Source organism: Streptomyces sp. NPDC055099 (assembly GCF_053607685.1).
This window is the reverse complement of sequence record NZ_JBSGUA010000001.1, coordinates 262,396-287,905: the sequence shown is the minus strand read 5'-3', so window position 1 is coordinate 287,905 and position 25,510 is coordinate 262,396. Positions and strand designations below refer to the sequence as shown.

Sequence of the window (25,510 nt, the reverse complement as noted above, 5' to 3'; positions counted from 1 at the left end):
GAGTGACCCGCGGCGCGTTAGGCACCCTCCCCGCGCGACCCCAAATAGCGTCCAGTAAGGTTTGGCCCGCATAAACATCCAAACCCCTGCCCGCCGCAGGGCGGCGACCGACGACCGAGAAGGCCGCACCCGACCGCGCGGGCCGAGACTCTCGGGAAGGCGCTACGTGAGTCCCAACGGCTCCGACCGCTCGTCGCGGCGCCCGATGCGGCGGAAGCTGCCGCAGGTGCTGACTGCGGGCCTGATCTTGGCAACCGCGACCGGTTGCACATACAAGGACTTTCCCCGCCTTGGTATGCCCACCCCCGTAACGGAGGAGGCTCCCCGGATCCTCTCCCTCTGGCAGGGCTCGTGGGCGGCAGCGCTCGCCACGGGCGTGCTGGTCTGGGGTCTGATCCTGTGGAGTGTCATCTTCCACCGGCGCAGCCGCACCAAGGTCGAGGTACCTCCGCAGACGCGTTACAACATGCCCATCGAGGCGCTCTACACGGTGGTGCCTCTCATCATCGTCTCGGTGCTCTTCTACTTCACGGCACGTGATGAGACGAAGCTCCTCGCTCTGGAGGACAAGCCCGCCCACACGGTCAACGTGGTCGGCTACCAGTGGAGCTGGGGCTTCAACTACATCGAGGACGTGCCGGGTTCCGACAAGGGGGACGCCAAGTCCGCCAAGGAGCTGGAAGCCATCCCGGACAAGTTCCGTGATGCGTTCCCGTCCAACGCCGGTGGCGTCTACGACGTCGGTACGCCCGGCCAGCGGAACCCGCAGAACGGCAACCCCGGTCCGACCCTCTGGCTCCCCAAGGGCGAGAAGGTCCGGTTCGTGCTGACTTCGCGTGACGTCATCCACTCCTTCTGGGTGGTGCCGTTCCTCATGAAGCAGGACGTCATCCCGGGCCACACGAACGCCTTCGAGGTGACTCCGAACAAGGAGGGCACCTTCATGGGCAAGTGCGCCGAGCTCTGCGGTGTCGACCACTCCCGGATGCTCTTCAACGTCAAGGTCGTTTCCCCCGAGCGCTACCAGAAGCACCTCGAGGACCTGGCGAAGAAGAACCAGACCGGTTACATCCCGGCCGGCATCGAGCAGACGAAGCACGAGAAGAACCGGGAGACGAACAACCTGTGAGCATCCTCAACGAACCTCAGGGTGCCGCGGCAGCAGAAGACTCGTACGAGGACGAGCTGCCGGTACGGCGCAAGCAGCCGGGCAATGTGGTGATCAAGTGGCTGACGACCACCGACCACAAGACCATCGGCACGCTCTACCTGGTCACGTCGTTCGCGTTCTTCTGCATCGGCGGCGTCATGGCGCTCTTCATGCGCGCCGAACTCGCTCGTCCCGGCTCGCAGCTCATGTCGAACGAGCAGTTCAACCAGGCGTTCACGATGCACGGCACGATCATGCTGCTGATGTTCGCGACGCCGCTGTTCGCCGGATTCGCGAACTGGATCATGCCGCTGCAGATCGGCGCGCCCGACGTGGCGTTCCCGCGGCTGAACATGTTCGCGTACTGGCTGTACCTCTTCGGCTCGCTCATCGCGGTGGCCGGCTTCCTCACCCCGCAGGGTGCGGCCGACTTCGGCTGGTTCGCCTACTCCCCGCTGTCGGACGCCGTCCGTTCGCCGGGCATCGGCGCCGACATGTGGATCATGGGTCTGGCCTTCTCCGGCTTCGGCACGATCCTCGGTTCGGTCAACTTCATCACCACGATCATCTGCATGCGCGCACCCGGCATGACGATGTTCCGGATGCCGATCTTCGTGTGGAACGTCCTGCTGACCGCGGTTCTGGTCCTGCTGGCCTTCCCGGTGCTGGCCGCCGCGCTGTTCGCCCTGGAGGCGGACCGTAAATTCGGCGCCCATATCTTCGACGCGTCCAACGGCGGCGCGCTGCTATGGCAACACCTCTTCTGGTTCTTCGGCCATCCAGAGGTGTACATCATCGCGTTGCCATTCTTCGGAATCATTTCCGAGGTCATCCCGGTCTTCTCCCGGAAGCCGATGTTCGGCTACATGGGTCTGATCGGCGCGACGATCGCCATCGCGGGTCTCTCCGTGACCGTGTGGGCGCACCACATGTACGTCACCGGTGGCGTACTCCTACCGTTCTTCTCCTTCATGACGTTCTTGATCGCCGTGCCAACGGGCGTGAAGTTCTTCAACTGGATCGGAACGATGTGGAAGGGCTCACTGAGTTTCGAGACACCGATGCTCTGGGCCGTCGGCTTCCTGATCACCTTCACCTTCGGTGGTCTGACCGGCGTCATCCTGGCCTCGCCGCCGATGGACTTCCACGTCTCCGACTCGTACTTCGTGGTCGCGCACTTCCACTACGTCGTCTTCGGCACCGTGGTCTTCGCGATGTTCTCCGGCTTCCACTTCTGGTGGCCGAAGTTCACCGGCAAGATGCTGGACGAGCGGCTTGGCAAGATCACCTTCTGGACGCTGTTCATCGGCTTCCACGGGACGTTCCTGGTGCAGCACTGGCTGGGCGCCGAGGGCATGCCGCGTCGTTACGCGGACTACCTCGCGGCCGACGGGTTCACCGCGCTGAACACGATCTCGACGATCTCCTCGTTCCTGCTCGGCCTGTCGATCCTGCCGTTCTTCTACAACATCTGGAAGACGGCCAAGTACGGCAAGAAGATCGAGGTCGACGACCCGTGGGGCTACGGCCGTTCGCTCGAGTGGGCGACGTCCTGCCCGCCGCCGCGGCACAACTTCCTCACCCTGCCGAGGATCCGTTCCGAATCCCCGGCGTTCGACCTGCATCACCCTGAGATCGCGGCTCTCGACCAGCTCGAGAACAGCGGCCACGGTGACAAGGCGCTCGCGGGCGGCAAGGAGGCCGGCAAGTGAAGGTCCAAGGCAAGATGTTCATCTGGCTGAGCGTCTTCGTGCTCGTCATGGCGATCGTCTACGGCTGGTGGTCCAAGGAGCCGGCGGGTACGACCGCGCTGTTCCTGGCGTTCGGCCTGTGCATCATGATCGGCTACTACCTGGCCTTCACGGCCCGGCGTGTCGACGCGGCCGCACAGGACAACAAGGAGGCCGACGTAGCGGACGAGGCCGGCGAGGTGGGCTTCTTCAGCCCGCACAGCTGGCAGCCGCTCTCGCTGGCCATCGGTGGCGCGCTCGCCTTCATGGGCGTCGTCTTCGGCTGGTGGCTGCTGTACTTCTCGGCCCCCATCCTGATGATCGGCCTCTTCGGCTGGGTCTTCGAGTACTACCGGGGCGAGAACCAGACCCAGTGAGTCTGTGACCTCCCGCTCCACCGAAGGGCCCGGACACTCCGTCAGGAGCGTCCGGGCCCTTCGGCGTGTCGCGCTTGACACTCGTACGGGTCACTCGGCGCGCCGGAGCCGGGGAACGTCCATACCGTGTGTCCATGAGCCACTCACCGCGAATCCGCACGGTACTGAGCTGCACCATGCTGGTGGCCGCCCTCGGGGTGGGGACCACGGCATGCGGCGGCTCCGACGGCCATCCGCTCTCGGCGAAGCCGTACGACGCGGCGGGCCAGATCGCCTTCAACGGCCCGGTGGGCAGCCGGAAGGCGGATCCGGACAAGCCCTTGGAGGTCACCGCCCAGGGCGAGGACGGGCGCATCACCGATGTGACGGCCACCGACGCCCAGGGGCGGTACGTGGCGGGTGAACTCGCCGCCGACGGAGCCCGCTGGCACAGCACGGAGCCTCTCGCGGCGGGCGCGCACTACACGGTGCGGGTCAGCACGGAGGACGAGGAGGGCTCACCGGGCCGCAAGGTCCTGACGTTCGAGACGAACGAGGCGGCCAAGAAGAAGCGCCTCGACGTCACCTTCGGCCCCGGATCAGGCAAGTACGGGGTGGGGCAGCCGGTCACGGCCAAGCTCAGCGCCAAGGTGAAGGACAAGAAGGCCAGGGCCATCGTGGAGCGCTCGCTGAAGGTCGAGACGCAGCCCGCCACGAAGGGCGTGTGGCACTGGGTGGACAGCAAGACGCTGCACTACCGCCCCAAGGAGTACTGGCCCGTGGGCGCCACCATCAACGTCCGCAGCAACCTCGCGGGCATCAAGGTCCGCGACAAGCTCTGGGGCGGCGAGGCCAAGCCGCTGCGGATGACCATCGGCGACCGCATCGAGGCCGTCACGGACGCGGGTTCGCACTGGATGACGGTCTACCGCAACGGCGAGGAGATCAACTCCATGCCGGTGACGACGGGCAAACCCGGCTACTCCACGCGCAACGGCGTCAAGGTGGTGCTGGGCAAGGAGTACTCCGTACGTATGACCAGTGCCAGCATCGGCGCATCGGACTTCTACGACAAGATGGTCTATTACGCGACGCGGGTCACCGATTCCGGTGAGTACGTGCACGCCGCCCCCTGGTCGGTCGGCTCGCAGGGGAACGCGAACACCAGCCACGGCTGCACGGGCATGAGCACCGGCGACGCCGCCTGGTTCTACGAGACCGTCCGGCAGGGCGACCTCGTGCGGGTCGTCAACAGTCTGGGTGCGGACATGGACCCGTTCGGCAACGGCTTCGGCGACTGGAACGTCGACTGGAAGAACTGGCGGGACGGCAGCGCGCTGCTCGGCGGCGCCAAGGACGGCCCCACGGCGGTCGACGCGGCCCGACTGCGGCCGCAGGTCTGACGGCTCCGCAGAACAGCACAGAAGGCCCCGTGCCGAGGCGCGGGGCCTGCTGGCGTGGCGTCAGGCCTCGACGGCCAGCTTCTCGCGCAGGAGGGAGGCCAGGGAGTTCGCGAACTCGACCGGATCGACCGGAAGGGTCACCGCGGCCTCCGCGCGGCTCCAGGTGGCCAGCCAGGCGTCCTGCGGGCGCCCCATGAGCAGGAGCACGGGCGGGCACCGGAAGATCTCGTCCTTGAGCTGACGGCAGACCCCCATGCCGCCGACAGGGGTGGCCTCGCCGTCCAGGACGCAGACGTCGATGCCGCCCCGGTCGAGTTCCTTCAGTACGGCGGGCAGCGTCGCGCACTCGATGAACTCGACCGCGGGAACGTCCGCCGCCGGCCTGCGTCCGGTGGCCAACCGGACCTGCTCGCGGGTGCTCGCGTTGTCGCTGTAGACCAGCACCGTGGCGGTCGGCTGCATTGTTCCTCCGCTTCGTTGAGGGGCTCTCGGCCAGGGGCCGATGCGCGGATGCTACTCCTCCGGACACCCCGTCAACAGCGGTTCGGACAGCCCTTCGATGGGCCATACGGGCAGGACACACCCCGCAGACACTCCGAACGGCACCCCCCGGGGTGAGGGCGGGATAAGCGACCGACATAATGTCGGTCGTGGCGACAGCAACGACAGTAGATACCGGGCACGCGCACCCGCCGGTCAATCGGCCGAACCTCACCAGCGTCGGAACCATCATTTGGCTGAGTTCCGAGCTGATGTTCTTCGCGGCCCTCTTCGCGATGTACTTCACCCTGCGATCGGTGACAGGACCTGAGCACTGGAAGGAAATGGCGTCCGCGCTGAACTTCCCGTTCTCGGCGACGAACACCACGATCCTGGTGCTCTCCTCTCTCACGTGTCAGCTAGGCGTGTTCGCCGCTGAGCGTGGTGACGTGAAGAAGCTCCGGATGTGGTTCATCGTCACCTTCATCATGGGTGCGGTCTTCATCGGCGGTCAGGTCTTCGAGTACACCGAGCTGGTCAAGCACGAGGGTCTCTCGCTCTCGTCCGACCCGTACGGATCGGTGTTCTACCTGACCACCGGCTTCCATGGCTTGCATGTGACAGGCGGTCTCATCGCCTTCCTGCTGGTCCTCGGCAGGACGTACGCGGCCAAGAGGTTCACCCATGAGCAGGCGACCGCAGCCATCGTCGTGTCCTACTACTGGCACTTCGTCGATGTTGTCTGGATCGGTCTCTTTGCCACGATCTACATGATCAAGTAAACGGGGCCGGGCCCAGCCGGGCCCGACGTTCCGACTCATTCCAGAAGCATCGACGCAGAAGATCCTGACACCGGGGTAATCCGTGAAAAAGCTCTCCGCACGACGACGCCACCCGCTGGCGGCGGTCGTCGTCCTACTCCTCGCGCTGGCGGCCACCGGGGGGCTGTACGCCGCGTTCGCACCCGCGGACAAGGCGCAGGCCGACGACACCGCCCAGTCCCTCGCCATCGACGAGGGCAAGAAGTTGTACTCCGTGGGCTGCTCCAGCTGCCACGGAACCGGCGGTCAGGGGTCCTCCGACGGTCCTAGCCTGGTGGGCGTCGGCGCAGCCGCCGTCGACTTCCAGGTCAGCACCGGCCGTATGCCGCTGCAGCAGCCGGGCGCCCAGGCGCCGAAGAAGAAGGCCATCTACAACCAGGCCCAGATCGACCAGCTCGCGGCGTACATCGCCTCGCTGGGCGCGGGCCCGACCGTTCCCACCGAGAAGCAGTACAGCCCGGACGGGGCGGACATCGCCAAGGGTGGCGAGCTGTTCCGCACCAACTGCGCGCAGTGCCACAACTTCACCGGTGAGGGCGGCGCGTTGACGAAGGGCAAGTTCGCTCCTTCGTTGGAGGATGTCTCCCCCAAGCACATCTACGAGGCCATGCAGACCGGCCCGCAGAACATGCCGTCCTTCCCCGACACCGTGATGCCGGAGAAGAACAAGAAGGACATCATCGCGTACCTCGACGCGGTCAACGGCGAACAGACCGAGAGCCCTGGCGGTCTCAAGCTGGGTGGCCTGGGTCCGGTCAGTGAAGGCCTGTTCGGCTGGATCTTCGGTCTCGGCTCGCTGATCGCGGTCGCCGTGTGGGTCGCCGCTCGGACCGCAAAGGCCAAGAAGTCATGAGTAGCCAAGAGAAATCAGAAGAGAACCTGCCCAGCGTGCAGGAGACCGAGCACGGCTCGGTGGCGGTCGCGGACGACAACCCGTTCGCCGACCCGGGCCTTCCGCCCCATGAGCACCGTGTCCAGGACATCGACGAGCGGGCCGCCAAGCGGTCCGAGCGTGCGGTCGCCTTCCTGTTCACGTTGTCGATGCTCGCCACGATCGGCTTCATCGCCTCGTACGTGGCGTTCCCGGTCGACAAGCGCGTCTACATCTGGCCGATCGGCCACATCAGCGCGCTGAACTTCTCCCTGGGCATGACCCTCGGCATCGCGCTCTTCTGCATCGGCGCGGGCGCGGTCCACTGGGCCCGCACCCTGATGTCCGACGTGGAGGTCGCCGACGAGCGGCACCCGATCGAGGCCGCGCCCGAGGTCAAGGCCAAGGTCATGGCCGACTTCAAGGCCGGTGCCGCGGAGTCGCAGTTCGGCCGGCGCAAGCTGATCCGCAACACGATGTTCGGCGCGCTGGCCATGGTGCCGCTCTCCGGCGTCGTCCTGCTGCGCGACCTCGGTCCGCTGCCGGAGGACAAGCTGCGGCACACCCTGTGGGCCAAGGGCAAGCTGCTCGTGAACATGAACACGAACGAGCCGCTGCGTCCGTCGGACGTCCAGGTCGGTTCGCTGACCTTCGCCAAGCCCGAGGGCCTGGAGGAGCACGACCACGACTTCCAGAAGGAGATCGCCAAGGCGGCCCTGATGATCGTCCGGATCCAGCCGGACAACATCAAGGACAAGCAGGAGCTCGAGTGGTCGCACGACGGTGTCGTCGCGTACTCCAAGATCTGCACCCACGTCGGCTGCCCGATCTCCCTGTACGAGCAGCAGACGCACCACGTCCTCTGCCCGTGCCACCAGTCCACCTTCGACCTCTCCGACGGTGCCCGAGTGATCTTCGGCCCGGCCGGTCACGCGCTGCCGCAGCTGCGCATCGGCGTGAACGAAGAGGGCTACCTCGAGGCGCTCGGCGACTTCGCTGAGCCCGTCGGTCCTGCTTTCTGGGAGCGCGGATGAGCACTAAGACGACTGAGACGCGTAAGAAGGAGGCGCCCGCCGGAGAGCGGGTGGCCGACTGGGCCGACGGACGTCTGGGGATCTACTCCCTGGCCAAGGCCAACATGCGCAAGATCTTCCCGGACCACTGGTCCTTCATGCTCGGTGAGATCTGCCTCTACAGCTTCATCATCATCATCCTCACGGGTGTGTACCTGACCCTGTTCTTCCACCCGTCGATGAACGAGGTGGAGTACCACGGCAGCTACATCCCGCTGCAGGGCCAGCTGATGTCCGAGGCGTTCAACTCGACCATGCACATCAGCTTCGATGTGCGCGGTGGTCTGCTGATCCGGCAGATCCACCACTGGGCGGCGCTGATCTTCCTCGCGGCGATGTTCGTGCACATGATGCGCGTCTTCTTCACGGGTGCCTTCCGCAAGCCCCGCGAGGTCAACTGGGTCTTCGGCTTCCTGCTGTTCGTCCTCGGCATGTTCACCGGCTTCACCGGTTACTCGCTCCCCGACGACCTGCTCTCCGGTACCGGTGTGCGCTTCATGCAGGGCGCCGTCCTGTCCGTGCCGGTCGTGGGCACGTACCTGGCGATGTTCCTGTTCGGCGGTGAGTTCCCCGGCGGCGACTTCGTGGCCCGGTTCTACTCGGTGCACATCCTGCTGCTGCCGGGCATCATGCTCGGGCTCGTGGTGGCGCACCTGATCCTGGTCTTCTACCACAAGCACACCCAGTTCGCGGGCCCCGGCAAGACGAACAACAACGTCGTCGGCATGCCGCTGCTTCCCGTGTACATGGCGAAGGCAGGAGGCTTCTTCTTCCTGGTCTTCGGTGTGATCGCGGCCATCTCGGCGATCGCCACGATCAACCCGATCTGGGCGCTCGGTCCCTACCGTCCGGACCAGGTCTCCACCGGAGCGCAGCCCGACTGGTACATGGGCTTCTCCGAAGGCCTGATCCGTGTCATGCCGGGCTGGGAGATCAACGCCTGGGGTCACACGCTCGTCCTGGGTGTGTTCGTCCCGCTGGTGATCTTCCCGCTGGTCCTGGTCGCGATCGCGGTCTACCCGTTCATCGAGTCCTGGGTCACCGGCGACAAGCGCGAGCACCACATCCTGGACCGCCCGCGCAACGTCCCGACCCGTACGGGCTTCGGCGTCGCGTGGATCACCTGGTACATGGTGCTGCTCATCGGTGGTGGAAACGACCTCTGGGCCACGCACTTCCACCTGTCGATCAACGCGATCACCTGGTTCGTGCGCATCGCCTTCTTCGTGGCACCGGTCCTCGCCTTCATCATCACCAAGCGGATCTGCCTGGGTCTGCAGCGGCGTGACAAGGAGAAGGTCCTGCACGGCCGCGAGTCGGGCATCATCAAGCGCCTGCCGCACGGTGAGTTCATCGAGGTCCACGAGCCGCTCAACCAGGAGCAGCTGCACACGCTCACCGCGCACGAGCAGTACGCGCCGCTCGAGATCGGCCCCTCGGTCGACGAGAACGGCGTCGAGCGCAAGGTGTCCGGTTCGCAGAAGCTCCGGGCCAAGCTCAGCAAGGGCTACTACGGGGAGGACAACCAGATCCCCAAGCCCACCACCGAGGAGTACAAGGAGATCACCAGCGGCCACGGCCACCACTGATCACCTGAGACTCTGACAAGGTCGCCACGGCGAGAGCCCTGTCCATGCGTTCCACTGCATGGACGGGGCTCTTTGCCGTCCCCGGGGCTGGATAAGGTGTTCCTGTCCCGTGTCTAGACGAACCCAGGAGCGGCAGATGAGCGCTGTGACCCCCGCAGGAGGCAACACCGCGGCGGCCCGTTCCTGGCCGGGTGTGCTGAACGGACTGCTCGAGGGACGTGACCAGAGCACCGAGGACACGGCCTGGGCCATGGACCGCATCATGCGCGGCGAGGCGACCGACGCGCAGATCGCGGGCTTCGTCGTCGCCCTGCGGGCCAAGGGCGAGACCGTGGAGGAGATCTCCGGCCTCGTCCGCACGATGTACGAGCACGCCAACGTGATCGAGGTGCCGGGGCGGACCGTCGACATCGTCGGCACCGGCGGTGACGGCGCCAAGACCGTCAACATCTCCACGATGTCCGCGATCGTGGCCGCCGGCGCGGGCGCCAAGGTCGTCAAGCACGGCAACCGCGCGGCCTCCAGCGCCTCGGGAGCCTCCGACGTCCTGGAGAAGCTCGGGGTGAACCTGGAGCTGCCGCTGAAGCGGGTCGTCGAGGTGGCCGAGGAAGCCGGGATCACCTTCTGCTTCGCCGTGAAGTTCCACCCGGCGCTGCGGCACGCGGGCGCGGCGCGCAGCCAGCTGGGCATCCGGACCGTCTTCAACGCCCTCGGTCCGCTCACCAACCCGGCCAGGGTGCGGGCCCAGGCGGTCGGCGTGGCCGACCCGAAGATGGCGCCGATCGTGGCAGGGGTCTTCGCCGAGCGCGGCAACTCCTCCCTGGTCTTCCGCGGCGACGACGGCCTCGACGAGCTGACGACCACGTCGACATCGCGGGTCTGGGTGGTGCGGGACGGAGCCGTGCGCGAGGAGGCCTTCGACCCGCGGGACGTGGGCATCGACCTCGTCCCCGTCGAGGCGCTGCGGGGCGCCGACGCCTCGTACAACGCCGAGGTGGCGCTGCGCCTCCTGGACGGCGAGCAGGGCCCTGTGCGGGACGCCGTCCTGCTAAACACGGCGGCGGCCCTGGTGGCTCTCTCGCCGGGCGAGGGGACCCTGGTGGAGCAGATCGGCGACGGCATCGCGAAGGCGGCGGAGTCGATCGACTCCGGGTCGGCGAAGAAGGCTCTTGAGCTGTGGGTGGCGGCCAGCAACAGGTGAGTGCGGTGCCCGCCGCGGTCCGGATGCCGGACTGCGGTGGGCACCGAGAAGATCGTGTGGCAAGATGCTGCGCAGGTCATGAGTGACAGCGATTAGGCCCCGGCTCGCTGTCCGGCAACCCTCCGTCCGTGGCGGGGTGCCCCGGGTGAAGACCAGGCCGTGGACAGCAAGGTCCATGGCAAGCGCGGACCCCTGCGAACAACCCTGGGGTCCTGGTCCTCAAGGGAGCAGTCTCGTGAGCAAGCGAATGCGATAGGGCTTTCCGGCCCCTTTTCCGCACCCCCTTTTCTCTTCTTCACTGCGGCGCCGTACGCGCGCTCTCGCAGTGAACTCGCCTGCCTTCCCACGGGAGTTCGCCATGTCCGCACGCATCGTCGCCACCACCGAAGCCGCCTCCGCCGAAGCCGCCTCCACCGAGTCCGCCGACCCCTGCTGTGCCGCGCCGCTGCCGGTGCTCGGCCGCGATGTCACCGTGCCGCTCGTCACCGGCGGCGAGGTGACCTACGCGGCGCTCGACTACGCCGCCAGCGCCCCGGCCCTCCAGCGGGTGTGGGACGACGTGGCCGCCTACGCGCCGTACTACGGCAGCGTGCACCGCGGTGCCGGGTACCTCTCGCAGCTCTCCACCGACCTCTTCGAGAACAGCCGGGTCACCGTCGCGGAATTCCTCGGCTGCCGCGAGGACGACCAGGTCGTCTTCACCCGTTCGACCACCGACTCGCTGAACCTGCTCGCCGCCGCCCTTCCGGACGACTGCCAGGTCTTCGTCTTCGAGACCGAGCACCACGCCTCGCTGCTTCCGTGGCGCGACGCCCGCGTGACGTACCTCAACGCCCCGCGCACCGCGGACCAGGCCGTCGCCACCCTGGAGCGCGCCCTCGCCGACCGCGACCCCTACGGTCCCGCCCTGGTCTGCGTGACCGGCGCCTCGAACGTCACCGGTGAGCTGTGGCCGGTCAAGGAGCTGGCCGCCGCCGCCCACGCGCACGGCGCCCGCATCGTCCTGGACGCCGCGCAGCTCGCGCCGCACCACCCGGTCTCCATCAGCGAGCTCGACGTCGACTGGGTCGCCTTCTCCGGCCACAAGCTGTACGCGCCCTTCGGCTCCGGCGTCCTCGCCGGCCGTTCCGACTGGCTGAAGGCGGCCGAGCCGTACCTCGCCGGCGGCGGCGCCTCGCGGAAGGTCGCGCGGCGTACGGACGGGGGCGTGGACGTCGAGTGGCACGAGACCGCCGCGCGCCACGAGGCCGGTTCGCCGAACGTCATCGGCGTGTACTCCATCGCCGCCGCCTGCAAGGCGCTCACCGAGGCGGGCTTCGACGAACTCGTCGCCCGTGAGCGCCACCTGATCGCGAAGGTGCGCGAGGGCCTCGCCGAGGTGCCCGCGGTGAAGGTGCTCTCGCTCTTCGGCGACGACGCGCCGCGCGTCGGCGTCATCTCCTTCGTCGTCGACGGCTGGAACAGCTCGCACTTCGCCGCCGCGCTCTCCGCCGAGTACGGCATCGGCGTACGTGACGGCCTCTTCTGCGCCCACCCGCTGGTGCGCACCCTCCTCGGCAGCGACCCGCAGACCCAGGGGGAGTGCGGTGCCCCCGAGGCCGCGCCCGGCGAGAAGTCGCTGAACGCGATCCGTGTCAGCTTCGGCGCGGGCACCCCGGACGAGCACGTGGAGCGGTTCGTGCGCGCCGTCAAGGAGCTCGTGGCGGACGGCGCGCGCTGGAACTACCGCACGGAGGACGGGCGTTGCGTGCCGGACACCAACGTCGCCTGAGCCTTGGCCCGTCCCTTCAGGCGTGACCCCAGGACGATCATCCGCAGGGCGCGTTCGGTCGCGTCGGTGAGGAACTCGCCGCCGCGGCCGAGCGCCTCGGTGAGCGAGACCGGCGCGGGCAGGATCGCGCTGTAGGCGTCCACGCCCTCCGCCCGTACGTGGTGCGCGCCCTGGCCGATCGTGCCCGCGAGGACCAGGACGGGACGGCCGAACCGCTTGGCACGGCGCGCCACTTCGGCGGGGACCTTGCCGCGGGGCGTCTGGTGGTCGAGGGCGCCCTCGGCGGTGACGACGAGGTCGGCGCGGGCCAGGCGCGCGTTCAGGTCCAGGTGGTCAAGGAGGACGTCGAAGCGGGGGAGCAGCTGGGCGCCGAGAGCCGCGAGGCCGGCTCCCAGGCCGCCGGACGCGCCTGTTCCGGGGCCGAGGGCGAGGTCTCCGGCGGCGTGCAGGTCGCGGGTCAGGACGTGCGCCCAGTGTTCGAGGCCCGCCGCCAGCTGTTCGACCTGCGTGGGCGTCGCGCCCTTCTGGGGGCCGAAGACGCGGGCGACGCCGCGCTCGCCGGTCAGGACGTTGAAGGGGTTGCAGGCGACGCGGATCTCGGTGTCCCGCAGGCGGGGGTCGAGGCCCGCGGGGTCGATGCGGCTCAGCCGGATCAACTCCCGCCCGCCACGCGGCAGTTCCCACCCGTCTGCGTCAAGGAGCCGGGCCCCGAGCGCCTGCAGCGCCCCCGCGCCCCCGTCCGACGTGCCGGAGTCGCCGCAGCCCACCAGGATGCGGCGGGCGCCCGCGTCGAGAGCGGCGCCGATCAGTTCCCCGACGCCGTACGTCGTCGTGGCCCCCGGGTCGCGCAGATCGCGGGGGACGAGCGAGAGCCCGGCCACGGCCGCCATCTCCACGACCGCCGTGCCGTCCGGCAGCAGCGCGAAGTGCGTGCCGATCCGCTGGCCCACGGGACCGGTGGCGGGCAGCGCGACCAGGCGGCCGCCGCCCGAGGTGGCCAGGGCGCGCGCGGTGCCCTCGCCGCCGTCCACCACGGGGATCAGATCGGTCACGGCGTGCGGGACGACGCGGCGTACTCCTTCGGCGATGGCCTCGGCCGCGGACTGCGCGGACAGGGACTCCTTGAAACCGCTGGGGGCGATGGCGAAGTGGTTCAGCACGTGGGTCTCCAGAGTGGATTCAAGGGCGGGATCAGCGGACGGGTACGCCGAGCAGCGGCCAGAGCGCCACGGCGAAGAGCAGGACCAGGGCGGCGGTCAGCGGCGCCAGGACCGCGGAGAGGCGCAGCAGGTCGCGCGGGGTGTAGGTGGGGGTGCCGGGGATGTCGGCGAAGAGCGTGACGGGCTTCGCGGAGGCGGGCAGGGTGTGACAGAAGCCGGCGGCCGCCGTGGAGGCGAGCGCGGCGGCGACCGGGTTGACGCCCGCGCCGACGGCCGCCGCGACGACCAGCGGGACCAGGACGGACGAGCGGGCCGAACGGGACTGCAGGACCAGGTGCGCGGCCGTGCTGACCGCCACCACGAGGGCCAGGAAGAGCCAGGGCGGCACATCGAGGGGGACCCCGCCCACCAGCCACTTCGCCGCCCCCGACTCGGCGAGCGCGACGCCCATCGCCATGGTCGCCGCCATGAAGAGCAGCAGCGCCCACGGCACGGTCTTCAGCGCGTCCTTGAGGCGTACGGTGCCCAGGGCGGGGGACGAGGCGACGACCGCGCCGATCAACGCGACGACGGCGGGCGGGACTTGGTGCAGCGGTTCGCTGCACCACAGGGCGACGACCGTGGCGAGGAGGAGCGCGCAGCGGGTCTCGGCGGGCTCCCAGGCCCCGGTGACCGGCTGCTCGCTGTGCTCCTGGAGCTGCTCGACGGTGATGCGCACCGGGCCCTTGCGGTCCTCCCGCCGGGTCGTCGTCAACAGGACGGCCTCCGCCGCCAGATGGGACGAGGCGATGGCGAGTGGAAGGCCGAGCAGCATCCACTGCGTGAAGCCGATCCGCTCCCCGGTGGCCTCCCACAGCACGGACACCGTGATGAGATGCGCGCCCGCGCCGATCAGGGTCGCGACCGCGGAGAGCAGGATCACGGTCGGGAACAGCAGCGCGAGCATCACCACGAGGCGCCTGCGGTCGGCGAGCACCTTCGCGAGCGCCAGGAAGACCGGCAGCGCGAGCGCGGCGCGGCCCGACGTGGCGGGCACCGCGAAGGCCGTCACGACCAGGGCGGCCGTCGTCAGATGCGTCAGCTGCCGTACGCTGCGCGCCCCGCTGACGAGGAAGGCCGCGGCCCGGCCCGCGAGACCGCTGCGGGCGACCGCGGCCGCCAGCACGAAGGCGCAGATCAGCAGCCAGACCGTCTCGTCACCGAGGGTGCCGAAGAGCGTGTCGCTGCTGATCACCCCGGTCGCGGTGAGCGCGAGCCCGGCGCCCAGCGCGATGTACGTGTCGTCGATCGGGGTGCTGATCCACGCGCAGGTCGCCAGGGCGAACACACCGAGGGTGAGGCGTGCGTCGCCGCTCAGGCCGGGGAAGTTGCCCGGCACCAGGAGCAGCGCGCACAGGCTCAGCGCGGCGCAGAGGGTGATGGCTTGGCGGGGATTCAGGGTCACGCACTGAGCCTCGGGCCCGGCGGTGAGCCCTCAATGAGGCGCGGATGAAAGGAAATTCACCCGGGCGGGCACGAGGCCGGGGCCTTGTCACCCCGGCAGGCGGTACCCCATCCCGCGTACCGTCTCCACGCGCTGCGCGCCCAGCTTCTTGCGCAGCGCCCGCACGTACACGTCCACGATGTTGGACCCGGGGTCGAAGTCGTACCCCCACACGTGCGACAGGATCTGCTCCCGCGAGAGCACCTGCCCCGGGTGGCGCAGGAAGAGTTCGAGCAGCACGAACTCACGCGCCGTCAGATCCACCGTCCGCTCACCCGAACGCGCCCTGCGCGTGCGCAGATCCAGCGTCAGGTCCCCGCCCCGCAGCACCGTCACCTCCGGTGCCCCCGCCGCCGTACGCAGCCTCAGGCGCACCCGCGCGAGCAGTTCCTCGAAGCGGAACGGCTTGGTCATCCAGTCGTCCGCGCCGCCTTCCAGGCCCGCCACGGTGTCGCGGACCGAGTCGCGCGCGGTCAGCACGATGACCGGGGTGGTCACGCGGGCCTCGCGCAGCTGCCGCAGGACCGTGAAGCCGTCCTTGCCGGGCAGGCCGATGTCCAGGACGACCAGGTCGAAGCCGCCGGTCAGGGCGTAGTCGTAGGCGGCGTCGCCGTCGCCGACGACGCTGGTGGTGAAGCCGTTGGCGCGCAGGCCCTTCTCGACGAAGGAGGCGATGCGCTCCTCGTCCTCGACGATGAGAATCCGGTTCATGGCAGTCCCGCTTCCTGTTCTCGCAGGTCGAGTACGAAGGTGGCGCCGCCGCCTTCCGTGGGCCGCAGCTCGACCTGGCCGCCGTGCCCTTCGGCGATCGCCCGCACGATGGCGAGGCCGAGTCCGGCGCCGGTGGCGCGGGCGCCACGGCGCGCGGTGCCGCGCCGGAAGCGCTCGAAGATCACCGCGGCGTCCTGTGCCTGGACGCCGGGGCCGCTGTCGGCGACGTACAACTCGACGCGGCCCGCCGTGCTGCGTGAGCCGATGCCGATGCGCTGGCCCGGGACGGTGTGCTGGACGGCGTTCTGGGCGAGCTGGACCATCGCCTGGGTGATGCGCTGCGGGTCGAGATGGGTTTCCCCGTCGGCCACTTCGGCCAGCTTCCAGTCCCGGTCGCCGAGCGCCCGCGCCTTGACGAAGACGTCCGCGGTCAGCTCGGCGAGCTGCACCGGCCGGGGGGTGACGAAGTCGGGCCGCTCGGCCTTGGCGAGCAGGAGGAGGTCCTCGACGATGCGGCTCATCCGGTCGAGTTCCTCCATGACGATCCGGACCGTCTCCTCCCGCTCTCCCGGGTCGTCGCCCATCAGCTCCAGGTGGCCGCGCACGATGGTGATGGGCGTGCGCAGCTCGTGCCCCGCGTCGTCGACGAACTCGCGCTGCGCGGCGAACGCGCGCTCCAGGCGGTCGAGCATGCCGTTGAAGGTCTCGGCGAGCGCCGCGATGTCGTCCCTGCCCTGCACCGGGATACGCCGGGTCAGGTCCTGTTCGGTGAGCTGCGCGGCGGTCGTACGCACCAGGCGTACGGGCTTGAGGATGCGGCCGGCGACCGCCCAGCCGATGCCGGTCGTCATCAGGAGGGCGACCCCGGAGATGGCGAGCAGCATCGTGAACACGTCGTCCGCCTTGGCCTGTTCGCCCTCCGGGTGGAAGGCGACGACGAACGCCGCCGCCGGGTGCCCGGCGCTCGCCGCGATCTCCACCTTGGCCCAGCGGACCTCGCCCCGGTCGCGGTGCAGCGTGCCGGTCGCGTCGGGAGAGTCGAACACCGTGCGCAGCGCGGTGGGGTCCTCGGCCAGCGGGTGGTCGATCCGCTGCTCGCGTGCCTGCTCCTTCTTCGCGGGCGGCCTGCCGGAGCGGCCGACCAGACCGAGCAGCTCCTCGTCGGGGTCGGCGTACTGCCGGGAGAGGAAGAGCCGCAGGAGGGGGTCGGGAGCGGTGAACTTCCGGCCCGTGTGCGGGTCGACGCCCTCCCTGGCGAGGTTGGTGAACTCCCCGGTCTCCTGGGCGAGCAGCCGGTCGATGCGGTGGTCGACGTCGCGCAGCAGGACCGAACGCGTGGTGGCCGCGACCGCGGTGAGCGCGACGGCCATCACCACGAGCAGCCAGAGCAGGATGCGGACACGGGCGGATATCCAGCGGTGCGGGCGCTCAGCCGTCGTCACCGGGACCGTCGTCGTCGTTGTCGCCCTGTCCGTTGCCTTCGTTGCCGTCGTCGTCGTCATCGCCCGTGGAATTCTCGCTCACCGGCGGCGGGGACACCGTCTCGTCGCTCGGCGTCGGCCGGGGCGTGGTGGGTTTCGCGGACGGCGACGACGAGGAGGACGACGACGGCGACGCGGACGGGGAGCCGCTCTCCAGCTCCACCTTGGGCGGGGCCTTGGGCGGTTCGGGGCTGTCGGTCAGGGCGTAGCTGGTCGCGGCGATGCCGAGGGGGATCGCCACGACGGCGGCCAGAGCGGCCATGCGGTGGGAGAAGACCATGACGGTGAGCGTGCGGGGCGTATCGCGTCAGGAGCATGAGCCGCAGATGAAGAAACCCTCATCCGGCGCGCGGGACGGGCAGCTCAGGAGTCGAGGCCGATCGCGAACGCCGCTTCGAGGTCGTGCTGCGAGTACGTGCGGAACGCGACGTGCGTGTCCGTCCCCTCCACGCCGGGGATCTTGCTGATCCGGCCGGGGATGACGTCGGCCAGGTCGTCGTGGCGCGAGACGCGCACCATGGCGATCAGGTCGTACGTGCCGGTCACGGAGAAGACCTCGCTGACGCAGTCGAGGGCGGCGATCGACTCGGCGATCTCCGGGATCCGGTCCACGCTGGTCTTGATGAGCACGATCGCGGTGATCACGGCTGACTGTCTCCCTCGGTAACCGGTGCTGGCTTCTGCTTCTTCACTCTAGCCGTCCACCTGTAGCGCCCCCACGCGTACAGAAAGCCCAGCGAGAACCCGACCAGGTGCGCCAGATACGCCACCCCCGGCCCCGCCGCGCCCTGCCAGGCCGCGAGCCACTGCAGCACCACCCAGAACGGCAGCACCACCCACGCCGGAAACCGCAGCGGCAGGAAGAAGAGGAACGGGAAGAGACTGGTGACCCGCGCCTTCGGGAAGAGGCTCAGGAAGGCGCCGAGCACCGCGGAGATCGCCCCCGACGCGCCCACCAGGGTCTGGTCGGAGCCCGCGTGCGCGACCGCGTAGGCGAACAGGGCGAGATAGCCGCAGCCGAGATAGAAGAGCGCGAACTGGACGTGCCCCATCCGTTCCTCGGCCATCGCCCCGAAGACGAAGAGGAAGAGCATGTTGCCGAGGAGATGCAGCCAGCTCCCGTGCACGAAGAGCGCGGTGGCTGGGGCGAGCAGAGGCCGCGCCGCGCCGCTGAACAGCTCGGAGGGAATCACGCCCCAGCGCTCGAAGTAGGCCTGCTGGGCGGCGAGCACCTCGTCGCCGGTGCCGTAGGCGGGATTGAGCCCGGACACCGGCGAGATCACGAAGACCAGACAACAGGCGGCGATCAGGCCGTACGTCACCGGGGCGGACTGCCCCTTGAGCATCCGGCCCGCCGTCGTACCCCATGCCTTGATCATGAACAGAGCATGACGTAAGGGCAGCAAACCGTACAGAGCGCCCCGCCGGGTGGGAGGCCGCCGCATGGAGACCCTTACAGGCCTTAGGGTTACGGGCACCACGCACCATGGAATTCCGAAGGAAAGCGAACAGCCACGATGACGGTTCCTCTGCCGACCGACACCACCAGGTGGCGCTGCCAGCTCTGCGGCAACCTCACGCGCTTCGACGTGACCCGCAGTTCGAAGGTCGTCGAATATGTGCACCTCGACCTGGCCGGTGAGTCGAACATCGAGGAACGCGAGGTGGTCAGTGAGACCATCGAGTCGGTGCGCTGCCGCTGGTGCAACGCGGTGGACCAGGTGGAACTCGTGGACAGGCCGGGCGCCGGCTCCTGACGGAGCGGGCCCCGCACAGCTAGTGGGGTGACGGATGGTGGAGAGCGCGAGCGGGGAGCCGGACGACGGCGCCGCTGAGGTGCTCGACCGTCCGCTGCCCGACGGTGTGCGCCGGCGGGTCGTCCAGATCGTCTCGGACGGCTTCGGCGGCCTCACGGTCAGCGAACTGCCCGCACAGCTGCGGCAGTACGCCCGCTTCACCCCGACCCGGCGCACGAAGTTCGCGGGCAACGCGATGGCGGCGGCCCTGGAGGGCGACGCGCTCTTCCGGCAGCGCATCGGCGAACGTCTCAGAGAGGCGCAGCCCGAGCTCACCGGCGCCTTGGACGCGGGCTCCCCGCCCCCGGCCGCGGACCCCCTCGATGTGGCGGCCGCGGCCTATGTACTGCGTCCCACCGGCTGGGTGAAGCTGGTGACCGCCGCGGGCGAGGAGGCCCTGCGGGCGGACGCCGAGCGCGTCGACGACGAGACCCGGGCCGAGCTCGAACGGCTGCGCGAGGAACTCGCGGCGGCCCGCGGCCAGACGAAGGCGGAGACCGAGCGGCTGCGCACGGAGCTCGAGGCGGCGAAGAAGGAAGCCGAATCGATGCATCGCAAGCTGCGCAGCGCACTCAGCGACGTCAAACGCGGCGAGGCGGCCCTGCGCAAGGCCGCCGCCGAGTACGACGCCGCACGAGCCGACGGCCAGGCGCAGTTGTCCGCCGCCGAGAGCGAGGGCCGGCGGCTCAAGGCCCGGCTGGGCGAGACCGAGGCCGCCCTGGAGGCCAGCCGCAGGGCGGCGCGCGAGGGCCGCAGCGTCGAGGACATGCGGGTACGGCTGCTGCTCGACACGGTGCTCGAATCCGCCCAGGGACTGCGCCGCGAACTGGCCCTGCCGCCGGTCTCCGTGCGGCCCGCCGAGACCGTGGACGCCGTCGAGCCGGGGCGGATGACGCCGAAGGACATCGCCGCCCGGGCCCTCTCCGAGAACGACCCGGCGATCATCGACCAACTCCTCGCGCTGCCGCAGGCGCACATGGTCGTGGACGGCTACAACGTCACCAAGACCGGCTATCCGACGATGCCCCTGGAGAAGCAGCGGCTGCGGCTGCTCGGCTCGCTCTCGCAGCTCGCCGCGCAGACCGGCGCCGAGATGACCTGCGTCTTCGACGGGGCCGAACTCGCCGCGCCCGTGCTGCTCGCGCCGCCGCGCGGGGTGCGGGTGCTGTTCTCCAAGCCGGGCGTCACCGCGGACGAACTGATCCGCCAGCTGGTGCGCGCCGAGCCTCCCGGGCGCCCCGTGGTCGTCGTCTCGACCGACCGCGAGGTGGCCGACGGGATCGCGAAGGCGGGGGCGCGGCCCGTCGCTTCGGCCGTCCTTCTGAAGCGGCTCTCGCGCGGCTGACGCGCGCCGTTTCCGCGCGCCCGGCGTACGCCGGTTTCGCACTCCTAAAGACGTGCACGTAACTCCTGTGCCCTATGCCCGAATTGGGGCGTCGGCTACGCGACGTAGCGTCAAGAGGTCATCACCGGCTGTGTGTTATCGGTAAAATATGCCTCCCGCACCCCACTTTTTGCCGGTCAGGATTTGAACTGATCACAAGAAGGTCACTAGGGTCTCGCCTCGAACCTCCGCTCGGTTGATCACCCATCCGGGGTGGCAGCGGTGGTACCCGCCGACCGGTCCTCGGTAGGCGGCTGGAGGAAGAAGGAGCCGCCTTCGTGGCGTCCCACCGTCGACCCAAGCAGCCGAGCCGCGCGCGCGTGACCGTGCTCACCGCCACCGCCGCCGCTGCCGTCGCACTCACCTCCCAGGCGGCGAACGCGACGCCGAGCGAGAAGCCGAGCAAGGACGAGGTCAAGTCCAAGGTCGACAAGCTCTACGAGGACGCGGGCCGGGCCACCGACCGCTACAACGGCGCCAAGGAGAAGCAGGAGAAGCTCGAGAAGGAGATCGGCGAGCTTCAGGACAAGGTGGCCCGCGGCCAGGAGGACCTCAACGACCTCCGCGGCGGCCTCGGTTCGATGGCCAGCGCGCAGTACCGCTCCGGTGGCATCGACCCCTCCGTCCAGCTGTTCCTCTCCTCCGACCCGGACGACTACCTCGACAAGGCGTCCGCCATGGACCAGTTGAGCGGTCAGCAGGTCGAGGCGCTCAAGAAGGTCCAGGAGAAGCAGCGGACCCTCGCGCAGGAGCGCAAGGAGGCTTCCGACAAGCTCAAGGACCTCGCCGACACGCGCAAGGAACTGGGCAAGAAGAAGAAGGAAGTCCAGAGCAAGCTCGGCGCCGCCCAGAAGCTGCTCAACACCCTCACCGCCAAGGAGAAGCAGGAGCTCGCCGCCAAGGAGCAGCGCGCGAGCCGCGACGCCGGCGACCGCGTGGACCTCGGCAAGGAGGCCCCGGCCTCGCAGCGCGGCCAGGCCGCCCTGAGCGCCGCCGCGACGCAGATCGGCAAGCCCTACGTCTCCGGCGGCAGCGGCCCCAACTCCTACGACTGCTCCGGCCTCACGCAGTGGGCGTACAACCAGGCCGGTGTGCAGATCACCCGGACCACGTACACCCAGCAGAACGACGGCCCGAAGATCGGCCGTGGCGAGCTGAAGCCCGGCGACCTGGTGTTCTTCAACAGCCTCGCGCACGTCGGTCTGTACGCGGGCAACGGCCAGGTGCTGCACGCCCCGAAGCCGGGCGCCGTGGTGCGCTACGAGTCGATGTCGACCATCGGCTCCTTCCAGTTCGGCGTCCGCATCTGAAACGACCGGAGTGCCGCCCAAACGGGCGAATTCCGGCAACTCACGCTGACCCCACGCCCCGTCGGTGACCTGCGTCTCCGGCGGGGCGTCACGTTGTGTGCACGGCAGGGTCTTTGGCCGTGACGTGATCCCGCGGCTACTCTCGCGCCCATTCCCCCGACGCATCGGGGGACATTCCCCCGGTTCGCCCGGGGGTCCGTCATGCGGAGGGAGAGCGGCTTCCCGTGGGGTCCCATCGTCGTCCCGCGCTGTCCGGTCTGGACCGGAGCACGCGCGTCACCGTCCTGTCAGCCGCCGCGGCGACCGCCGCGGCCGCCTTCGCCGCACCGGCGGGCGCCGCGCCGCAGGACACCCCGGCGACCACCAAGGCCAAGGTGGACCGCCTCTTCGAGCAGGCCGAGAAGGCCACCGAGGCGTACAACAAGGCCGACGAGCGCGCGGACACCCTGCGCGAGCAGGTCGAGCGGGCCAAGGACAGCGTCGCCCGCGGCCAGGAGCGCATCAACACGATGCGCGGGGCGCTCGGTTCGCTCGCCGGGGCGCAGTACCGCTCGGGCGGCATCGACCCCTCCCTGGCCCTGATGCTCTCCTCCGACCCGGACGCCTACCTGGACAGGGCGGCCACGCTCGACCGCATCAGCGTCCGCCAGGCCGGTGAACTGACCGATCTGCGGCAGGCCCAGCGCAGCCTCGCGCAGGAGCGCACGGAGGCGGGACACAAGCTCGCCGAGCTGGAGAAGAGCCGCACCGCCGTCGCCCGCCAGAAGCGGGCCGTCGAACACAAGCTCGCCAAGGCCCGCCGGCTCCTGAACTCGCTGTCCTCGCAGGACCGGGAGGCGTACGACAGGTCGTCGCGCTCGGGACGCGACGAGATGCCGGACCTCGGGAGCGCCGGGCCGTCGTCGTCGCGGGCCGCCGCCGCCATCGCGGCGGCACGGTCGGCGATCGGCAAGCCCTACGTGTGGGGCGCCAACGGCCCCTCCGGCTTCGACTGCTCGGGCCTCACCCAGTGGTCGTACGCACAGGCGGGCGTCGGCCTGCCGCGCACCTCGCAGGCCCAGCGGTACGCGGGACGCCAGGTGCCGCTGGCCCAGGCGCAGCCCGGTGACCTGGTCGCCTACCGCGACGACGCCAGCCACATCGGGATGTACATGGGCAACGGCCAGGTCGTGCACGCGCCCTACCCCGGCGCTCCCGTGCGCTACGACCCGGTCGGCATGATGCCCGTCTCGTCGGTGACGCGGATCTGACCGGCGGTCCGCGGCCCGCTGCCCTTACGATCTGAAACGTGGCTGGTCGCGGGCGTGGGTCGTGGGTCCTTGGGATGTGTGTCGCCCTGCTCGTCGGGTGCGGCGGTCCCTCGGCGCCCGACGCCGCGCCCGGCGACGTGCGCAGGCTGCTCGACCGGCGGGCGGAGGCGGTGCTCGACCGGGACGCGAAGGAGTACCGCGCGACGGGCAGCGATGCCGGGACCGCCGCCTACGACAACCTGCGCGAGGTACCGCTGGAGTCCTGGCAGTACCGCCTGACCGCGTTCCGGCGCAGCGGCACGCGCGCCACGGCGACCGCCGACCTGCGGTACCGCATCAAGGGCTACGACAGCGAACCGCTCACCGCCTCGCGCTCGCTCACGCTCCAGGAGCGCGACGGGCGGTGGTACGTCGTCGCTGAGCGGCCCGCGAAGAAGGCCACGCAGCAGCTCTGGGACCAGGGGCCCGTGACGTCCGTACGGGGCGCACACAGCCTCGTGCTCGGCGTCGGGCGCGGCGAGCGGGAGAAGACGACGCTGCGCGAGTACGCGGCCCTCGCCGACCGGGCGGTTCCCCTGGTGCGGGACGCCTGGCAGGGGAAGTGGCCGCAGCGCGTCGTCGTCATGGTGCCCAAGTCCCTCGACGGCATGGCGGGGCTGCTCGGGGCGCCGGCTTCCGGCTACCAGGGGATCGCGGCGGTGACCACGGGGGAGACGGGCGGCTCCGGCGATGCGCCCGCGGACCGGATCATCGTCAACCCCGAGGCGTACGGCGTGCTCGGCGACTTCGGCAAGCAGGTCGTGCTCACCCATGAGACGACCCATGTCGCGACCCGCGCACAGACCTCGGCGGCGACCCCCTTGTGGCTCTCCGAGGGCTTCGCCGACTGGGTGGGCTACCGCGGCACGGGCCGCACCGCCGCACAGGCCGCGCCCGAGCTGCGCCGTGCCGTCCAGGGGGAGCGACTGCCCGGCGCGCTCCCCGAGGACGACGACTTCGGCTTCAGCGGGGACGCGGGCAAGCTCGCGCAGGCGTACGAGGGATCGTGGCTGGCCTGCCGGATGATCGCGGACCAGTGGGGCGAGGAGAGTCTGACGGACTTCTACGAAGCCGTCGGCGAGCGCAAGAAGAGGCCCGGTGCGGTGGAGGACGCGCTGCGGGACGTGCTGGACATCTCCCTGGAGGAGTTCACGGCGCAGTGGCGTACGTATCTGCGGGCCGAGCTCGGCTGACCTCCTCGGACGCCGACGCCCGCGCGCGGGCCCGCGGTTCGGACACCGTCTGCCGCCACAGGTTCCGGCAGGCGAGCAGCGCCGCCGCGACGAGCAGGCCGTTGCGCACGAGGAGCAGGGCGATGCCCAGCGGGTCGCTCGCCACCACGTGCGAGAACCAGACGGGGAACTCCAGGAACGTGACGAACGTGGCCGCGAGGACCAGGCGCGCGGGCAGCGCCATGCGGCTCGCACGGAACGCCATGCACACGGCGGCCACCCCGACCAGCCACAGCAGGTACTGCGGGCTGATCACCCGGCTCGTCGTCGTGAACAGCAGTACGGCGACGAAGGCCGCGTCCGCGACCGTGCTCGCGGACCACACACGGGCCCGCAGCCGCCACACCAGGAGCCAGCAGAAGGCGGCCACGGAGAGCCCCTGTGCCACCGTGCTGACCAGCGTGACGTAGGGCCCGAGGAACTCCACCGAGCCGTAGTTGAGCTGCACCTCGCCCTGCCAGCCGAGGTGGCGCGCGACGTGGAAGACGAGCGCGCCGAGCGACTCGACCTCGGTGCCGCGGTCGCGCTGGAAGGTCAGGAAGGCGAGCGCGCCGGGCATCGTCACCAGGAAGGCGAGGGTCAGGCCGAGAGCGGTGGCGAGAGCCGCGCCCCAGGAACTCCGGGTGGCACGCGCGCGTGGCATGCCGACGAGCAGCAGGGCGGGCCACACCTTGAGCAGCGCGCCGAACCCCGCGAGCGCCCCCATCGCACGGGGGTGCCGTGCCCCGGCGAGCAGCGCGGCGACCGCGACGGCCGTCACCATCACGTCGTAACGGGCGTAGACGGTCGGCCCGAGCAGCGCCACGCCGAGGACCCACACCCAGGCCCCGCGCAGGGACTTGCCGGGGCGCCGGCCCGCGTACAGGAGCAGGGCGCAGACGAACGCGTCGGCGAGGAAGGCGAGCACGAAGAACGCCGACGTGTAGTCCACGAAGGGCAGCAGCGCGGGGGAGAGGACCGCGAGGGCGGCTGCGGGCGGGTACTGCCAGGTGACGTCGTCGAGGGGGAAGGTGCCGGTGCGCAGGACCTCGTACCAGCCCTGGTAGATGACGGCGACGTCGCTGGTCACGTCCGGGCCGGGGGCGGTGAGCACCTTGAAGACGCAGAGCAGCAGCACTGTCCTGGTCAGGACCCAGACGGTCAGGATCCGCGCCACGCGCACCACGCCCCTTTTCGGATACTTCATTGTGGTTCGTGGAGTCATGATGCCGGGCGTGGC

The 25,510-nt window shown here is 69.7% G+C and carries 24 protein-coding genes and 1 riboswitch; of the genes, 15 read left to right on the top strand and 9 right to left on the bottom strand.

The genetic code is table 11. The features are described from left to right. The first annotated feature begins 166 nt into the window (after positions 1-166). The 4 genes from ctaC to ACWFRU_RS01290 all read left to right on the top strand — a co-directional run bounded on the left by ctaC (position 167) and on the right by ACWFRU_RS01290 (position 4,639). Positions 167-1,129: an aa3-type cytochrome oxidase subunit II gene (gene ctaC, locus ACWFRU_RS01305; RefSeq protein WP_451202813.1), complete on the top strand. Its 963-nt coding sequence runs from the start codon at positions 167-169 to the stop codon at positions 1,127-1,129. Further along, positions 1,126-2,862: an aa3-type cytochrome oxidase subunit I gene (ctaD, locus tag ACWFRU_RS01300; protein WP_365822839.1), complete on the top strand. Its 1,737-nt coding sequence runs from the start codon at positions 1,126-1,128 to the stop codon at positions 2,860-2,862. Before ctaC ends, ctaD begins: the two co-directional genes overlap by 4 nt. Next, the gene (locus tag ACWFRU_RS01295) at positions 2,859-3,257 is read left to right on the top strand and encodes a cytochrome c oxidase subunit 4 (protein WP_363208294.1); all 399 of its coding nucleotides are present in this window, start codon (positions 2,859-2,861) and stop codon (positions 3,255-3,257) included. The genes ctaD and ACWFRU_RS01295 overlap by 4 nt, the downstream gene beginning before the upstream one ends. Positions 3,258-3,391: 134 nt before the next feature. Next, the gene (locus ACWFRU_RS01290; protein WP_453683684.1) at positions 3,392-4,639 is read left to right on the top strand and encodes an Ig-like domain-containing protein; all 1,248 of its coding nucleotides are present in this window, start codon (positions 3,392-3,394) and stop codon (positions 4,637-4,639) included. Between the two features lie 60 nt (positions 4,640-4,699). Here ACWFRU_RS01290 and ACWFRU_RS01285 read toward each other — a convergent pair whose 3' ends face one another. Further along, complete coding sequence (locus tag ACWFRU_RS01285) at positions 4,700-5,101, bottom strand: hypothetical protein (protein ID WP_453683683.1); 402 nt, start codon at positions 5,099-5,101, stop codon at positions 4,700-4,702. A gap of 179 nt (positions 5,102-5,280) precedes the next feature. Here ACWFRU_RS01285 and ctaE point away from each other — a divergent pair, with 179 nt between their 5' ends. The 6 genes from ctaE (at position 5,281) to ACWFRU_RS01255 (ending at position 12,445) form a co-directional block, all read left to right on the top strand. Continuing rightward, positions 5,281-5,901 (top strand): aa3-type cytochrome oxidase subunit III, encoded by a 621-nt coding sequence (gene ctaE / locus ACWFRU_RS01280; RefSeq protein ID WP_453683682.1) that lies wholly within the window; start codon positions 5,281-5,283, stop codon positions 5,899-5,901. Positions 5,902-5,983: 82 nt separating this feature from the next. Then, positions 5,984-6,793 carry a cytochrome bc1 complex diheme cytochrome c subunit gene (gene qcrC, locus ACWFRU_RS01275; protein WP_453683681.1) on the top strand — a complete coding sequence of 270 codons (810 nt, stop codon included), beginning with the start codon at positions 5,984-5,986 and terminating at the stop codon, positions 6,791-6,793. After that, on the top strand, positions 6,790-7,845 hold the full coding sequence (gene qcrA, locus ACWFRU_RS01270) for a cytochrome bc1 complex Rieske iron-sulfur subunit (protein WP_453683680.1): 1,056 nt from the start codon (positions 6,790-6,792) through the stop codon (positions 7,843-7,845). The genes qcrC and qcrA overlap by 4 nt, the downstream gene beginning before the upstream one ends. Beyond that, complete coding sequence (gene qcrB, locus ACWFRU_RS01265; RefSeq protein WP_453683679.1) at positions 7,842-9,473, top strand: cytochrome bc1 complex cytochrome b subunit; 1,632 nt, start codon at positions 7,842-7,844, stop codon at positions 9,471-9,473. Before qcrA ends, qcrB begins: the two co-directional genes overlap by 4 nt. A 136-nt stretch (positions 9,474-9,609) precedes the next feature. Continuing rightward, positions 9,610-10,674, top strand: coding sequence for an anthranilate phosphoribosyltransferase (gene trpD / locus ACWFRU_RS01260; protein ID WP_453683678.1), 1,065 nt, complete (start codon positions 9,610-9,612; stop codon positions 10,672-10,674). 74 nt (positions 10,675-10,748) lie between these two features. After that, positions 10,749-10,865, top strand: a riboswitch (SAM riboswitch). Between the two features lie 167 nt (positions 10,866-11,032). Next, the gene (locus ACWFRU_RS01255; protein WP_453683677.1) at positions 11,033-12,445 is read left to right on the top strand and encodes an aminotransferase class V-fold PLP-dependent enzyme; all 1,413 of its coding nucleotides are present in this window, start codon (positions 11,033-11,035) and stop codon (positions 12,443-12,445) included. On the opposite strand, the gene ACWFRU_RS01250 is transcribed toward ACWFRU_RS01255, so the two are convergent. From ACWFRU_RS01250 to ACWFRU_RS01220, 7 genes are all read right to left on the bottom strand, one after another. Beyond that, on the bottom strand, positions 12,397-13,605 hold the full coding sequence (locus ACWFRU_RS01250; protein ID WP_453683676.1) for a glycerate kinase family protein: 1,209 nt from the start codon (positions 13,603-13,605) through the stop codon (positions 12,397-12,399). The two genes, ACWFRU_RS01255 and ACWFRU_RS01250, sit on opposite strands and share 49 nt — an antisense overlap. A 31-nt stretch (positions 13,606-13,636) precedes the next feature. Further along, positions 13,637-15,049 (bottom strand): SLC13 family permease, encoded by a 1,413-nt coding sequence (locus ACWFRU_RS01245; protein WP_453683675.1) that lies wholly within the window; start codon positions 15,047-15,049, stop codon positions 13,637-13,639. 87 nt (positions 15,050-15,136) lie between these two features. Next, positions 15,137-15,799, bottom strand: a complete 663-nt coding sequence (locus tag ACWFRU_RS01240; protein ID WP_344520200.1) for a response regulator transcription factor — start codon at positions 15,797-15,799, stop codon at positions 15,137-15,139. Continuing rightward, on the bottom strand, positions 15,796-17,301 hold the full coding sequence (locus tag ACWFRU_RS01235; RefSeq protein WP_453683674.1) for an ATP-binding protein: 1,506 nt from the start codon (positions 17,299-17,301) through the stop codon (positions 15,796-15,798). Before ACWFRU_RS01235 ends, ACWFRU_RS01240 begins: the two co-directional genes overlap by 4 nt. Next, on the bottom strand, positions 17,228-17,560 hold the full coding sequence (locus ACWFRU_RS01230; RefSeq protein ID WP_453683673.1) for a small secreted hydrophilic protein: 333 nt from the start codon (positions 17,558-17,560) through the stop codon (positions 17,228-17,230). The genes ACWFRU_RS01235 and ACWFRU_RS01230 overlap by 74 nt, the downstream gene beginning before the upstream one ends. Positions 17,561-17,643: 83 nt before the next feature. Continuing rightward, complete coding sequence (locus tag ACWFRU_RS01225; protein WP_030679502.1) at positions 17,644-17,925, bottom strand: Lrp/AsnC family transcriptional regulator; 282 nt, start codon at positions 17,923-17,925, stop codon at positions 17,644-17,646. After that, positions 17,922-18,659 (bottom strand): rhomboid family intramembrane serine protease, encoded by a 738-nt coding sequence (locus ACWFRU_RS01220; protein WP_453683672.1) that lies wholly within the window; start codon positions 18,657-18,659, stop codon positions 17,922-17,924. The genes ACWFRU_RS01225 and ACWFRU_RS01220 overlap by 4 nt, the downstream gene beginning before the upstream one ends. 138 nt (positions 18,660-18,797) lie before the next feature. Here ACWFRU_RS01220 and ACWFRU_RS01215 point away from each other — a divergent pair, with 138 nt between their 5' ends. From ACWFRU_RS01215 to ACWFRU_RS01195, 5 genes are all read left to right on the top strand, one after another. Continuing rightward, positions 18,798-19,037, top strand: coding sequence for a hypothetical protein (locus ACWFRU_RS01215; protein WP_363208279.1), 240 nt, complete (start codon positions 18,798-18,800; stop codon positions 19,035-19,037). A gap of 34 nt (positions 19,038-19,071) precedes the next feature. Continuing rightward, complete coding sequence (locus ACWFRU_RS01210; RefSeq protein WP_453683671.1) at positions 19,072-20,421, top strand: NYN domain-containing protein; 1,350 nt, start codon at positions 19,072-19,074, stop codon at positions 20,419-20,421. A gap of 317 nt (positions 20,422-20,738) precedes the next feature. Then, on the top strand, positions 20,739-21,770 hold the full coding sequence (locus tag ACWFRU_RS01205) for a C40 family peptidase (RefSeq protein WP_365822810.1): 1,032 nt from the start codon (positions 20,739-20,741) through the stop codon (positions 21,768-21,770). 224 nt (positions 21,771-21,994) lie between these two features. Further along, the gene (locus tag ACWFRU_RS01200) at positions 21,995-23,020 is read left to right on the top strand and encodes an NlpC/P60 family protein (RefSeq protein WP_453683670.1); all 1,026 of its coding nucleotides are present in this window, start codon (positions 21,995-21,997) and stop codon (positions 23,018-23,020) included. Positions 23,021-23,058: 38 nt separating this feature from the next. Then, the gene (locus ACWFRU_RS01195) at positions 23,059-24,252 is read left to right on the top strand and encodes a hypothetical protein (RefSeq protein WP_453683669.1); all 1,194 of its coding nucleotides are present in this window, start codon (positions 23,059-23,061) and stop codon (positions 24,250-24,252) included. On the opposite strand, the gene ACWFRU_RS01190 is transcribed toward ACWFRU_RS01195, so the two are convergent. Further along, on the bottom strand, positions 24,209-25,477 hold the full coding sequence (locus tag ACWFRU_RS01190) for a glycosyltransferase 87 family protein (RefSeq protein ID WP_453683668.1): 1,269 nt from the start codon (positions 25,475-25,477) through the stop codon (positions 24,209-24,211). The two genes, ACWFRU_RS01195 and ACWFRU_RS01190, sit on opposite strands and share 44 nt — an antisense overlap. Positions 25,478-25,510 lie beyond the last annotated feature (33 nt).

Bases quoted from the DNA above. Each gene is read 5' to 3' on its own strand.
- ACWFRU_RS01290 (WP_453683684.1), top strand. From the start codon at position 3,392: ATGAGCCACTCACCGCGAATCCGCACGGTACTGAGCTGCACCATGCTG.
- ACWFRU_RS01285 (WP_453683683.1), bottom strand. From the start codon at position 5,101: ATGCAGCCGACCGCCACGGTGCTGGTCTACAGCGACAACGCGAGCACC.
- ctaE (WP_453683682.1), top strand. From the start codon at position 5,281: ATGTCGGTCGTGGCGACAGCAACGACAGTAGATACCGGGCACGCGCAC.
- qcrA (WP_453683680.1), top strand. From the start codon at position 6,790: ATGAGTAGCCAAGAGAAATCAGAAGAGAACCTGCCCAGCGTGCAGGAG.
- qcrB (WP_453683679.1), top strand. From the start codon at position 7,842: ATGAGCACTAAGACGACTGAGACGCGTAAGAAGGAGGCGCCCGCCGGA.
- trpD (WP_453683678.1), top strand. From the start codon at position 9,610: ATGAGCGCTGTGACCCCCGCAGGAGGCAACACCGCGGCGGCCCGTTCC.
- ACWFRU_RS01255 (WP_453683677.1), top strand. From the start codon at position 11,033: ATGTCCGCACGCATCGTCGCCACCACCGAAGCCGCCTCCGCCGAAGCC.
- ACWFRU_RS01240 (WP_344520200.1), bottom strand. From the start codon at position 15,799: ATGAACCGGATTCTCATCGTCGAGGACGAGGAGCGCATCGCCTCCTTC.
- ACWFRU_RS01235 (WP_453683674.1), bottom strand. From the start codon at position 17,301: ATGACGACGACGACGGCAACGAAGGCAACGGACAGGGCGACAACGACG.
- ACWFRU_RS01230 (WP_453683673.1), bottom strand. From the start codon at position 17,560: ATGGTCTTCTCCCACCGCATGGCCGCTCTGGCCGCCGTCGTGGCGATC.
- ACWFRU_RS01220 (WP_453683672.1), bottom strand. From the start codon at position 18,659: ATGATCAAGGCATGGGGTACGACGGCGGGCCGGATGCTCAAGGGGCAG.
- ACWFRU_RS01215 (WP_363208279.1), top strand. From the start codon at position 18,798: ATGACGGTTCCTCTGCCGACCGACACCACCAGGTGGCGCTGCCAGCTC.
- ACWFRU_RS01210 (WP_453683671.1), top strand. From the start codon at position 19,072: ATGGTGGAGAGCGCGAGCGGGGAGCCGGACGACGGCGCCGCTGAGGTG.
- ACWFRU_RS01190 (WP_453683668.1), bottom strand. From the start codon at position 25,477: ATGAAGTATCCGAAAAGGGGCGTGGTGCGCGTGGCGCGGATCCTGACC.